Origin of the sequence: Tepidimonas sp., assembly GCF_029335975.1 — a bacterium.
Classification (GTDB): domain Bacteria; phylum Pseudomonadota; class Gammaproteobacteria; order Burkholderiales; family Burkholderiaceae_C; genus Tepidimonas.
Map to the genome: position 1 here is coordinate 1 of NZ_JARJMT020000104.1, position 12,835 is coordinate 12,835.

Consider the following 12,835-nt stretch of genomic DNA (forward strand, 5'->3'; position numbering starts at 1 on the left):
GGGCGACAGGGGGGCGGCGGGCATGACGCGCTTGAACCTCGTCCTGCTGTTGGCCTTGCTGGCCAGCAGCTTCTATTTGGTGACGCTGCAGTACGAATCGCGGCGGCTGTATGCCGCCAACGAGCGCGCACGGGCGCAGGCCAGCCGACTGGCGGCGGAGCACGAGCGCTTGGTTGCCCAGCAGCGGGCGCTGGCTGCCCCGTCGCGGATTCAGCAAATCGCCCAGCGCCAGCTGCAAATGCGCCCAGCCCACCCTGGCATTACCGAATATGTGGCGCTGTCGTCGACCGAGATCGGACCGGGGGGGCGTCCATGAGTCGCCGGCCGGTCACCGCGGCGCTGTCCGCACGCAGCATCCCCTATGGCAGCAGCCCGTTGCTGACCAGTGCGGCACCGGTCTGGCGCAGCCGTTTCATCGTCGGGATGCTGGCGCTGGCCTTCGCCGGGCTGGCGGCGCGCGCGGCCTATGTGCAGGTGATTGGCAGCGATTTCTTCCAGCGCCAGGGTGAGGTCCGCTACGCGCGCACGCTGGAGCTGCCAGCCAGCCGCGGGCGTATTCTGGACCGCAACGGCATGATCCTGGCCACCAGCGTGGTGGCGCAAAGCGTCTGGGCCGACCCCGAGGACGTGGACCCGCACCACCCTGGGCTGCGCGACGCCGCGCGCCTGCTGAACATGTCCTTGGCCGAATTGCAGCGCCGGCTGGACGTGGGCGAGAAAAATTTCGTCTGGATCAAACGCCAGGTGGACGAGCCCGTGGCGCGCCAGGTGCAGGCGCTGGGCATCAAGGGCCTGTATCTGCGCAAGGAGTACAAGCGGCAGTATCCCCAGGGGGAGGCCGTCGCGCATGTGGTTGGCTTTACCAATGTCGAGGACCGGGGGCAGGAAGGGGTGGAGCTGGCGTTCGAGCGCGAGCTGCTCGGCCGCCCCGGGTCGCGTCGGGTCATCAAGGACCGGCTCGGCCGCATCGTCGAGGATGTGCGCGATATCGTGCCGCCGCTGGACGGCAAGGATTTGCAGCTTTCCATCGACGGCAAGATCCAATTTTTTGTCTACCAGCGCCTAAAAGAGGCGGTGCGGCAGCACAACGCCCGTGGCGGCAGCGTGGTGGTGCTGGATGCGATGAGCGGCGAGGTCCTGGCGCTGGCCAACTACCCGAGTTACAACCCCAACGACCGCCGCCAGCTGACTGGCGAGCAGTTGCGCAACCGAGCGCTGACCGACAGCTTCGAGCCGGGCTCGACCATGAAGCCCTTCATCGCCGCGCTGGCACTCGACAAAGGTCTGGTCACCCCCGACACGCCGATCCAGACCGCGCCAGGTCGGCTGCAGATGGGGGGCTTCACCATCACAGATGTGCATGCCTATGGCGTGCTGACCGTCAGCGAGGTGATCCAAAAATCCAGCAACATCGGCACCGTCAAGCTGGCCATGCAGATGCAGCCGCGCGACATGTGGGAGACCTACACGCGCGCAGGCTTCGGGCACAAGCCACAGGTACCCTTTCCGGGGGCCACCAGCGGCCGGCTGCGCGCCTACAAGACGTGGCGGCCGATCGAGCAGGCAACCATGAGCTACGGCTATGGCCTGTCGGCGTCGTTGCTGCAACTGGCCCAGGCATACACGGTGTTTGCCCGCAACGGCGAGCTGGTTCCGGTCACCCTGATGCGCACCGACCAGCCGGCGCACGGTGTGCGCGTCTTCAGCGAACGCAGCGCCCTGGCCGTGCGGCGCATGCTGCACATGGCCGCGGGCCCTGGCGGCACCGCTCAGCTGGCGCAGACCGTCGGCTACTCGGTCGGGGGCAAGACCGGTACCGCCCGCAAGCAGGAGGGCAAGGGTTACGCGGCACGCAAATACCGCAGCTTCTTCGTCGGGCTGGCGCCGGTCGAGCAGCCGCGGGTGGTCATTGCCGTGATGGTGGATGAACCGGGCAACGGCGTAATTTATGGCGGAGCCGTGGCCGCGCCCGTGTTTTCGGATGTGGCGCAGCAGACGCTGCGCCTGCTTGGCGTGCCGCCCGATATGCGGGTGCAGCCACAGATCGTCGCCGATGTGATCGAGGAGGAGCCGGTCTGATGGCGCCGTCCTTCGCTACCCTCGACGCCCTACTGGCGTGGTTGCGCGAGCGCGGCGCCACCGGGTTGTGTGCGGACAGCCGGCAGGTCCGCCCCGGCGATGCCTTCGTCGCCTGGCCCGGCGCTGCGGTCGATGCGCGCCGCTTCGTGCGCGCCGCGCTCGAGGCCGGTGCCGTCGCCGCCGTCGTGGAGGCCCAGGGTCTGGCCGACTGGTTGCGTGCGAACCCCGATGCGGCTTTCGATATCGCGCCCACCGACGCCCCCTCCAGCGCGGCGCGGGTGGCCGCCTATGCCGGTCTGCGCGCGGCGGCCGGGCCACTGGCCAGCGCATTCTGGCACACCCCCAGCCGCGCGCTCGACCTGATCGCCGTGACTGGAACCAACGGCAAGACGTCGACCGCATGGTGGACGGCACAAGGCTTGCAGGCGCTGGGCGTAGGCGCAGGCTTGATCGGCACACTCGGCATCGGCCAGCCGGGCTCGGCGCTGGTGCCGACCGGCTTGACCACCCCCGACCCTGTGACATTGCAACGCGCGCTGCGCGCCTTTGCCGACGATGGCTTGCAGGCCGCAGTGTTGGAGGCGTCATCCATCGGCATCGAGGAGGGCCGGCTGGACGGCACCCGCGTGCACACCGCCCTTTTTACCAACCTGACGCAGGACCACCTGGACTACCACGGCAGCATGGAGGCCTACTGGGCCGCCAAGCGGCGCTTGTTCGACTGGCCAGGCCTGCAGGTGGCGGTGCTCTGTGTGGACGACCCCTACGGGCGGGAGTCGGCGCAGGCGCTGGCCGCGCGTTGCGCTGATGGTGGGCTGGACCTTTGGACCTATGCCACCGACCCGGCGGCGACGGGCGCCCGGCTGCGCCTGCTGGCGCGCGAATGGCTGCCCCATGGAACCCGCTTTACCGTTGCCGAAGGTCGGGTCCAGACCACCTTCGAGCTGCCGGTGGTGGGAGACTACAACCTGGCTAACCTGCTGGCCGCCATGGCGGTGTGGCGCAGCCGAGGGGCGCCGTGGCCGGCCGTGGCCGATGCCAGCCGCGCGCTGAGCCCTGTGCCTGGCCGCATGCAGCCGGCGTGGGGGGCGGCTGACGGCCCAGCGGAGGATCTGCCGCTGGTGCTGGTCGATTACGCCCATACCCCGGATGCGGTCGAGAAGGCGCTGCAGGCCCTGCGCCCCCTGGCCGCGCGCCGGGGTGGCCAACTGTGGTGCGTGTTGGGCTGCGGGGGCGAGCGCGACCCCAGCAAGCGCCCGCGCATGGCCGCTGCGGCCGAGCAAGGTGCCGACCGCGTGCTGCTGACCAGCGACAACCCGCGCGGCGAAGACCCACTGCAAATCTTGGCCCAGATGCGGGCCGGTTTGGCGGTGCCAGCGCGTGCCTGGGTCGAGCCGGATCGAGCCGTCGCCATCGAGCGCGCTGTGCGCGAGGCTCAGGCGGCCGATGTGGTGCTGCTGGCGGGCAAAGGGCACGAGGATTACCAGGAGGTGGCTGGCGTGCGCCGGCCGTTTTCTGATCTCCAGCAGGCGCGCGCCGCGCTGCGCCGGCGACGGGGAGCGAGCGGATGACGGCTATCTGGACACCGCCAGACCGACTGCCAATGGACGGCCTGGGGGCACTGCTGGCCGCTTTGCCAGGTGCGCATGTCGTCGGTGACCTGCAGGCGCTCGCCCCGCAGCGGGTGCACACCGACACCCGCAGCCTGCAAGCGGGCGATCTGTTCGTTGCGCTGCGCGGCGAGCGTTTCGATGGACACGACTTTCTACCGCAGGCGGCTGCCGCCGGGGCCATCGGCGCGGTGGCCGAGCAGGGGCTGGCTGCCGCCGGACTGATTGGGGTGGAGGTGCCGGACAGCCGCCGTGCCCTGGGTCAGTTGGCCGCAGCCTGGCGCGCCCGCTGGCACGGTCCGCTCATGGCCGTGACCGGCAGCAATGGCAAAACCACCGTCACGCAAATGACGGTAGCGATTCTGCGCGCCGCGGTCGGCGAGACGGCCCTGGCCACCCAGGGCAATCTGAACAACGATATCGGCCTGCCGCTGACACTGCTGCGCCTGCGCCCCACGCACCAGATGGCAGTGGTCGAGCTGGGCATGAACCACCCGGGCGAAATTGCCCAGCTGGCCGCAATGGCCCAGCCCACGGTGGCCTTGGTCAACAACGCCCAGCGCGAACACCAGGAGTTCATGGCCAGCGTGGAAGCCGTGGCACGCGAAAATGGCGCCGTGCTGTGCGCCTTGCCGGCCCAGGGCACTGCGGTGTTCCCAGCCGACGACCCGTTTACGCCGCTGTGGCGCGCGCTGGCGGCAGGCCGCGCGACGCTGACCTTTGGTGCGGAGGGGGCCGACGTGTCCGCTCAGGCGGACTGGGTGGACGGCGCCTGGGCGCTGCGCGTGGCGACGCCGACCGGGGCCTTCGTCACCCGGCTGCGCATCGCCGGCCGTCACCATGTGCGCAACGCCTTGGCCGCCACGGCTTGCGCGCTGGCCGCAGGGGTGTCGCTGGACGCGATCGCGGCGGGGCTGGCCGCCTTCGAGCCTGTGCCTGGCCGCTGCCGCACCCAGTCGCTGCGGCTGTCGGGGGCCGCCTGGACCGTGGTGGACGACAGCTACAACGCCAATCCCGACTCGGTGCGCGCGGCCATCGATGTGCTGGCCGAGTTGCCCGGGCCGCGCTGGCTGCTGCTGGGAGACATGGGCGAGGTGGGCGACCAAGCGCTGGCCTTCCACGACGAGGTGCTGCGTTACGCGCTCGCGCGCGGTATCGAGCGCATCTGGCTGGTGGGCGACTGGATGGGGCGCGCGGCCGCTGCGCTGTCAGCCACGGGGTCTGCCGCGTCGGCGGCGTTGCAGCATTTCCCTTCCGTGGAGGCGCTGCTGGCGGCCTGGCCCGCAGCCGTGCCGCACGGCGGGGGCAGCCTGTTGGTCAAGGGATCGCGCTTCATGCGCATGGAGCGGGTGGTTGCTGCCTGCGAGGCGCTCGCGCGCGCCACGGATGGGGAGGGCATGACGCATGTTGCCTAGTCTGGCGCAGTGGCTGCAGGGCGTCTGGCCCGAGCTGGGTTTTCTGCGGGTTTTCCAGTACCTGACCTTTCGGGCGGTCATGGCCGCGATGACTGCTTTGCTGGTCGGTGTGGCGGCCGGGCCATGGTTCATCCAGCGTTTGAGCGCCCTCAAGATCGGTCAGCCGGTGCGCGCCTACGGCGTGCAGGCCCACCTCAGCAAGAGCGGCACCCCGACCATGGGCGGGGTGCTGATCCTGTTTGCCATCACGGTCTCGACGCTGCTGTGGTTCGAGTGGACGAACCGCTTCGTCTGGATCGTGTTGGCCGTCACCTGGGCCATGGGGGCGATCGGCTGGGTGGACGACTGGCGCAAGGTGGTGCGAAAGGATCCTGAAGGGATGCGCTCGCGCGAAAAATACATCTGGCAGTCCGTCATCGGGTTGGTGGCGGCGTTCTATCTCGTGTTCGCCATCTCGGAGGGGTCCAACCGCGGGGTGTGGGCGCTGTTCACCGACTGGATCGTCTCGGGCTTCACCATCGACTTGCCACAGCAGGCGGGCCTGATGGTGCCATTTTTCAAAGAAATCAGCTATCCCTTGGGCGTGACGGGTTTCGTCCTTCTGACCTATCTGGTCATCGTGGGCGCGAGCAACGCGGTCAATTTGACCGACGGCCTGGACGGTCTGGCCATCATGCCGGTGGTGATGGTGGGCTCGGCGCTCGGGGTGTTTGCCTATGTGACGGGCAATGCCGTCTTTGCGCGCTATCTGCTGCTGCCCTACATCCCGGGCACGGGCGAGGTGCTGGTGTTTTGCGCCGCCATGGCCGGGGCGGGCTTGGCATTTCTGTGGTTCAACGCCTATCCGGCCCAAGTCTTCATGGGTGACGTCGGGGCGCTGGCCTTGGGCGGGGCACTGGGCACCATCGCCGTCATCGTGCGGCAAGAGATCGTGCTGGCCATCATGGGCGGCATTTTCGTGGCCGAAGCGCTGTCCGTGATGCTGCAGGTGGGCTGGTTCAAGTACACCAAGCGCCGCTATGGCGAGGGCCGTCGTCTGCTGAAGATGGCGCCGCTGCACCACCACTTCGAGAAATCCGGCTGGCGCGAGACCCAGGTGGTCGTGCGCTTCTGGATCATCACCATGCTGTTGTGCCTGATTGGCCTGTCCACCCTCAAATTGCGCTGACCGCCATGCCCTGGACCCATGATCTGCTGCCCGGTGTGCGCGAGCGCGACGTGCTCGTGCTGGGGCTGGGCGTCACCGGATTGGCGGTGGCGCGCTGGCTGCACGCCGCTGGCGCCCGGGTCAGTGTGGCGGATACGCGCACGGCTGCGCCCCAGGCCGCGGCCCTGGCCGAGGCAGCGCCGGGCAGCCGACTGTGGACGGGGGTGGCGTTCGATGCCGATTTGTTTGCCCGTGCGCCGTGGGCCATGGTGGTGCGCAGCCCGGGCATCGCCCCTGCACCAATGGCAGCGCTGGCCGCGGCCGCCAGCGCCGTGGGCGTGCCGGTGCTGGGCGAACTGGGCCTGTTCGCCGGGGCGTTGCGGGCGCTGGCCGAGGTGCAGGCTTACCGGCCGGCCGTGCTGGCCGTCACGGGCACCAACGGCAAAACCACCACCACTGCCCTGACCGCCCACCTGCTGCGTGCCGCGGGCTGGGACGTGGCGCTGGCCGGCAACATCGGCCCGTCCCTGCTTGATACGCTGACCGAGCGGCTGACCGCGCAGGCGCTGCCGCGTGCCTGGGTGTTGGAGTTGTCCAGCTTTCAGCTCGATGGCGTGGAGGGCTTCGAGCCCACTGCGGCGACCGTGCTCAACGTGACGCAGGACCACCTCGACTGGCATGGCACGATGGCGGCCTATGCAGCCGCCAAGTCGCGCATCTTTGGCGCGCAGGGGCTGATGGTGCTCAACCGCGATGACCCCATCGTGGCCGCGTGGCAGCCGAGCGAGCCACCCGCTGCGGGGCCGCGCGCACGCCCCGCGCCGGGGCGGCGGGCCTGGACCAGCTTTGGCGCCGGCGTGCCCACGCGCCCCGGGGATTGGGGGCTGGAGACCGTCAACGGCATCGCCTGGCTGGTGCGGGCCTTACCGGATGGCGAGGCCGAGGCCGGATCGCGCCGTCCGCGTGCCGCCGATGCCGCACTGCACATCCAGCGCCTGATGCCGGCCGAGGCGCTGCGCATCCAGGGGCGCCACAACGCCACCAATGCCCTGGCCGCCCTGGCGCTGGCGACGGCGGCGGGCGCGCCGCTCGCGCCGCTGCTGCATGCGCTGCGTGATTACCGCGGCGAGCCGCACCGGGTGGAGTCGGTGGCCATCGTCGGCGATGTGGAATACATCGACGACAGCAAAGGCACCAATGTGGGCGCGACGCTGGCGGCGATCGAGGGCCTGGGGGCGCAGCGCCGCCTGCTGGTGATCCTTGGAGGGGACGGCAAGGGGCAAGACTTTCGCCCGCTTGCGGCGGCCGTTGCCCGTCATGCCCGCGCGGTGGCGCTGATCGGCCGCGACGCCGCGGCGATCGAGGCTGTGCTGGCCGACAGCGGGGTGCTACGGGCGCGCTTCGAGGATCTGCCGGCGGCGGTGCGCTGGTGCGCCGCGCAGGCACAGGCCGGGGATGCGGTGCTGCTGTCGCCCGCTTGCGCCAGTCTGGACATGTTCCGCGACTATGCGCACCGCGCCCAGGTGTTCGTCGAGACCGTGCGCGCGCTGCAGCACGAGGAGGGCACGCCCGCATGAACGCACGCGAGCGCTGGAACCGTTGGCTGGCCGCAGTGGTCGCGCGGCTGCCGCAAGGCCGCTCGGGCCCGCGGGCAGCCGGCGCTGCGGGTGGCGAGATCCCGGTGCAGCTGATGCGCCGCGACTGGACCCGCTCCCCCGCGCCGGCGGCCAACGTCAGCGGTATCGACCAGCCGCTGCTGTGGGTGGTGGTGGCGCTGCTGTCGTGGGGGCTGGTGATGGTGTACTCGGCCTCGATCGCATTGCCGGACAACCCCCGGTTTGCCAGTTACAGCCCGTACCACTTTGCGCTGCGTCATGCGCTGGCGATCGCCATCGGTGCGGTGGCCGGTTTGATCGCCTTCCAGGTCCCGACGAGCCGTTGGCAGACGCTGGCCAACCCGCTCTTTTTGGTGGCGATCGCGCTGCTCGTCATCGTGCTCGTGCCCTTCATTGGCAAGGGGGTCAACGGGGCGCGGCGCTGGATTGCCCTTGGCGTGATGAATTTCCAACCGTCCGAACTGGCCAAGTTTGCCGTTCTGCTTTATGCCGCCGGTTACATGGTGCGGCGCATGGAGGTCAAGGAGCGCTTCTTCCGCGCCGTCTGGCCGATGGCCGTGGCGGTCGGGCTGGTCGGCGTGCTGCTGCTGGCCGAGCCGGACATGGGGGCCTTCATGGTGATCGCCGTCATCGCCATGGGCATTCTGTTCCTGGGGGGCGTCAACGCCCGCATGTTCTTTTTGATCGCGCTGGTGGTGGTGGCGGCATTTGCGATGGTGGTGCTGACCAACGAGTGGCGGCGCGAGCGCATCTTCGCCTACCTCGACCCGTGGAGCGAGCAGCACGCCCTGGGCAAGGGCTACCAGCTCACGCATGCGCTCATCGCGCTGGGCCGCGGCGAGTGGTTCGGCGTCGGGCTGGGTGCCAGTGTCGAGAAGCTGCACTGGCTGCCAGAGGCACACACCGACTTTTTGCTCGCCGTCATCGGCGAGGAGTTCGGCTTCGTGGGCGTGCTGTCGCTCATTGTCCTCTTCATGTGGTTGACGCGCCGCATGATGCAGATCGGCCGTCAAGCCATCGCGCTGGACCAGGTGTTCGCCGGGCTGGCGGTGCAGGGTGTGGGGCTGTGGATCGGCTTTCAGGCCTTCATCAACATCGGCGTCAACCTGGGGGCACTGCCGACCAAGGGGCTGACGCTGCCGTTCATGAGCTACGGCGGATCGGCGATTCTGATGAATCTGATCGCAGTCGCGTTCGTGTTGCGCGTGGACTGGGAAAACAAGGCTTTGATGCACGGAGGTCGCGCATGACGCAGCCCTGCGCGCTCGTGATGGCTGGTGGCACCGGGGGGCACATCTTCCCTGGGCTGGCGCTGGCCGAGGCCCTGCGTGCCGAGGGCTGGCGCGTGCATTGGCTGGGGGCACCCGGTGGCATGGAGGCCCGGTGGGTGCCGCCGCGTGGTTTTGCGTTCGAGCCGGTGGCCTTTGGGGGCGTGCGCGGCAAAGGACTGCGGACGCTGGCCCTGTTGCCGCTGCGCCTGTTGCGCGCGTTTTGGCAGGCGTGGCGTGTGGTGCGCCGCGTGCGGCCAGACGTGGTGGTGGGCTTGGGCGGGTACATCACCTTCCCTGGCGGGCTGATGGGGGTGTTGGCCGGCCGGCCGCTCGTGCTGCACGAACAGAATTCCGTCGCAGGGCTGGCCAATCGCTTGCTGGCCCAGGTGGCCGACCGGGTGTTTTGCGCCTTCCCGGGGGTGCTGCCGCACGGCGAGTGGATCGGCAATCCCTTGCGCCCTGCCTTTTTGCAGCAGCCCGCGCCGGCGCAGCGCTTTGCCGGCCGCCACGGGCCGTTGCGCCTGCTGGTGGTGGGCGGCAGCCTGGGCGCACAAGCCCTCAACGAGACCGTGCCGCAGGCGCTGGCCCGCCTGCCGGCAGCGCTGCGGCCGCAGGTGCGGCACCAAAGCGGCGAGCGCCACCTGCAGGCGCTGCGCGCGGCCTATACCCAGGCTGGAGTCGAAGCCGAGTGCGTCGCCTTCATCGACGACACCGCCGCGGCTTTTGCCGAGGCGGATGTGATCATCGCCCGCGCCGGTGCCAGCACCGTCACCGAAATCGCCGCAGTCGGGGCGGCGGCGCTGTTTGTGCCGTTCCCGCACGCCGTGGACGATCACCAGACCACCAATGCGCGTTTTCTGGTCGACCAGGGCGCGGCGTGGCTGCGCCCGCAGGCCGAGCTGAGCCCCGAGTGGCTGGCCGACTGGCTGCGCAGCCTGACCCGCGCCGACCTGTGCCAGCGAGCCGAACGCGCCCATGCCCTGCGCAAGACCGAAGCGGTCGATGCCATGGTGCGCGCCTGCACCGCGCTGGCCTGCCCTAGCCCCCGCACCCCATCATGAAACACGCGATCCGTCATATCCACTTCGTCGGCATCGGCGGCGCCGGCATGAGCGGCATTGCCGAGGTGCTGCTCACCCTGGGCTACACCGTCTCCGGCTCCGATCTGGTCGACAGCGCCGCCACCGAGCGCCTGCGCCAGCTCGGCGCGCGCGTGCTGCTCGGCCACGACGCGGCGCATATCGCTGGGGCCGATTGCGTCGTCGTCTCGACGGCGGTCAAGCCCGACAACCCCGAAGTGTTGGCCGCCCAGGCGCGCCTGCTGCCGGTGGTGCCGCGCGCCGTCATGCTGGCCGAATTGATGCGCATGAAAAAAGGCATCGCCATCGCCGGCACCCACGGCAAGACCACCACCACCAGCTTGGTGGCCAGCGTGCTGGCTGCCGCGGGGCTGGATCCGACCTTCGTCATCGGGGGGCGGCTCAACAGCGTCGGCGCGCATGCGCAGCTGGGGCAGGGGGAATACATCGTGGTCGAGGCGGATGAATCCGACGCCTCCTTCCTGAATCTGCTGCCTGTGATGGCGGTCGTGACCAACATCGACGCCGACCACATGGACACCTACGGTCACGATTTTGGCCGGCTGCAGCAGGCCTTCGTGGACTTTTTGCACCGCATGCCCTTCTATGGCGCGGCTGTGGTCTGCATCGACGATGCGCATGTGCGCGCGCTGCTGCCGGCCATCCAGCGCCCGATCACCCCGTATGGCTTGAGCGAGGACGCCCAGGTGCGGGCGCTGGATGTGCGCGCCGTCGGTGGGCAGATGCATTTTCGGGTACAGCGACGCAACGGCGTGGCGCTGCCGGACCTGGAGGTCGTGCTCAATCTGCCGGGCGAGCACAATGTGCGCAATGCGTTGGCGGCAATCGCCGTGGCCGTCGAGCTGGGCATTCCCGATACGGCCGTGCGGCAGGCGTTGGCGGAGTTCAAAGGCGTCGGCCGACGCTTTCAGTCCTATGGCGAGGTGCCGCTGCCTGCCGGGGGCAGGGCCACGGTCATCGACGACTATGGTCACCATCCAGCCGAAATGGCGGCCACCATGGCTGCGGCGCGCGGGGCCTTCCCTGGACGCCGTCTGGTGCTGGCGTTTCAGCCGCATCGCTACAGCCGCACGCGCGACTGCTTTGAGGATTTCGTGCGCGTGCTCGGCCAAGCCGACGCAGTCTTGCTGACCGAGGTCTATGCTGCCGGCGAAGCGCCGATCGTGGCCGCCGATGGCCGCAGCCTGGCGCGGGCGGTGCGCGTGGCGGGGCGCGTGGAGCCCCTGTTCGTGGCCGATGTGGCCGATCTGCCGCGCGCCCTACTGGACAGCGCCCGCGACGGCGACGTCGTGCTGTGCATGGGCGCGGGCTCGATTGGCAGCGTGGCCGCCCGTGTGGTGGCGCTGGCGTGCGCGCCGGCGGCGTTGTCCACCGAAGAGGTCGGGGTATGACCGCCGCACCGATCCTGTCCCTGGAGGCCGTGGACCCGCGCGCGCTGGGCAAGGTGGCCGTGCTCATGGGCGGGCACTCGGCCGAACGCGAAGTCTCGCTGATGTCCGGCAGCGGCGTGCTGGCCGCGCTGCGCCGTGCGGGCGTCGATGCCCACCCCTTCGACCCCGCCGAGCGGTCGCTGTGGGCCTTGGCCAGCGAAGGATTCGCGCGTGCCTTCATCGCGCTGCACGGCCGCTTTGGCGAGGATGGCACCGTGCAAGGGGCGCTGGAGCTGATGGGCATTCCCTACACCGGATCCGGGGTGCTGGCCTCCAGCGTCGCCATGGACAAGGTCATGACCAAGCGCATCTGGCGCGCCGAAGGATTGCCCACGCCCGACTGGCGACAGGTCGGCAGCGTCGAGGAAACATGTGCCGCTTTCGACGCCCTGGGGGCGCCCATGATCGTCAAGCCGGCGCGCGAGGGCTCCACGATCGGGTTGACCAAGGTGACAGCGCGCCAGCAGTGCGCTGCGGCCTACCGGCTGGCCGCCCAGCACGACCCCGACGTGCTGTGCGAACAGTTCATCGCTGGCGACGAGGTGACCTGCCCGGTGTTGGGCAGCGGGGCCGCGGCACAGGCGCTGCCAGTCATTCGCATCGTCGCGCCGGGCGGCAATTACGACTATCAGAACAAATACTTCGGCGACGAGACCCGCTATATCGTGCCGTGCGACCTGCCAGCCGGCGAAGAGGCGGCCGTTCAGGCCCTGGTGCTGGCGGCATATCGGACGCTGGGTTGTCGCGGTTGGGCGCGCGCCGATGTGATGATCGATGCCGTCACGCGCCGCGCGTATCTGCTGGAGATCAACACCTCCCCCGGGATGACGGGTCACTCGCTCGTGCCGATGTCGGCCCGTGCAGCCGGCTTGGACTACGGCGCGCTGTGCCTGCGCCTGCTGGCGGACGCTGCGTTGGACAACCCGCTGCCCGCTGCCGCTGGCGCCAAAGAGGAATGCTGACATGGCCGCCCGCGCTGTTCCCACACCCATGCCGAGCGATGTGCGCATCATGAATGCCGTTGCCGCAGCGCTGTTTGCGCTCGCCGGCTTGGCCGCGGTCGCGGCAGGGGGACTCTGGGTCGCGCGGCATCCGATGTGGACCCTGCAGGGCATCGAGCTGCGCGGCGAAGTCGAGCACCAAAATGCGGTGGCCGTGCGAGCGCTG

Annotated in this window: 10 protein-coding genes and 1 pseudogene; all 11 read left to right on the forward strand. The window is 69.6% G+C overall.

Annotation, left to right across the window (positions count from 1 at the left end):
• The coding region (gene ftsL / locus P3W97_RS05710; protein WP_300844647.1) for a cell division protein FtsL at positions 1-316 on the forward strand (316 nt) is incomplete at its 5' end.
• On the forward strand, positions 313-2,079 hold the full coding sequence (locus P3W97_RS05715) for a penicillin-binding protein 2 (protein WP_300844649.1): 1,767 nt from the start codon (positions 313-315) through the stop codon (positions 2,077-2,079). The genes ftsL and P3W97_RS05715, both read left to right, overlap by 4 nt.
• On the forward strand, positions 2,079-3,650 hold the full coding sequence (locus tag P3W97_RS05720) for a UDP-N-acetylmuramoyl-L-alanyl-D-glutamate--2,6-diaminopimelate ligase (protein ID WP_300844651.1): 1,572 nt from the start codon (positions 2,079-2,081) through the stop codon (positions 3,648-3,650). Before P3W97_RS05715 ends, P3W97_RS05720 begins: the two co-directional genes overlap by 1 nt.
• Positions 3,647-5,104, forward strand: coding sequence for a UDP-N-acetylmuramoyl-tripeptide--D-alanyl-D-alanine ligase (gene murF / locus P3W97_RS05725; protein ID WP_300844654.1), 1,458 nt, complete (start codon positions 3,647-3,649; stop codon positions 5,102-5,104). Before P3W97_RS05720 ends, murF begins: the two co-directional genes overlap by 4 nt.
• Complete coding sequence (gene mraY, locus P3W97_RS05730) at positions 5,094-6,272, forward strand: phospho-N-acetylmuramoyl-pentapeptide-transferase (RefSeq protein WP_300844656.1); 1,179 nt, start codon at positions 5,094-5,096, stop codon at positions 6,270-6,272. The genes murF and mraY overlap by 11 nt, the downstream gene beginning before the upstream one ends.
• Before the next feature lie 5 nt (positions 6,273-6,277).
• A complete protein-coding gene (gene murD, locus P3W97_RS05735) occupies positions 6,278-7,828 on the forward strand; it encodes a Mur ligase family protein (protein WP_300844658.1) in 1,551 nt (516 codons plus the stop codon).
• Entirely contained in the window at positions 7,825-9,117 is a 1,293-nt protein-coding gene (gene ftsW / locus P3W97_RS05740; protein ID WP_300844660.1) for a putative lipid II flippase FtsW, read from the forward strand. Before murD ends, ftsW begins: the two co-directional genes overlap by 4 nt.
• Positions 9,114-10,199, forward strand: coding sequence for an undecaprenyldiphospho-muramoylpentapeptide beta-N-acetylglucosaminyltransferase (murG, locus tag P3W97_RS05745; RefSeq protein ID WP_300844662.1), 1,086 nt, complete (start codon positions 9,114-9,116; stop codon positions 10,197-10,199). The genes ftsW and murG overlap by 4 nt, the downstream gene beginning before the upstream one ends.
• Positions 10,196-11,629 (forward strand): UDP-N-acetylmuramate--L-alanine ligase, encoded by a 1,434-nt coding sequence (gene murC / locus P3W97_RS05750; protein WP_300844664.1) that lies wholly within the window; start codon positions 10,196-10,198, stop codon positions 11,627-11,629. The genes murG and murC overlap by 4 nt, the downstream gene beginning before the upstream one ends.
• Entirely contained in the window at positions 11,626-12,630 is a 1,005-nt protein-coding gene (locus P3W97_RS05755) for a D-alanine--D-alanine ligase (protein WP_300844666.1), read from the forward strand. Before murC ends, P3W97_RS05755 begins: the two co-directional genes overlap by 4 nt.
• A gap of 1 nt (position 12,631) precedes the next feature.
• A pseudogene (locus tag P3W97_RS05760) lies at positions 12,632-12,835 on the forward strand (cell division protein FtsQ); the annotation flags it as partial.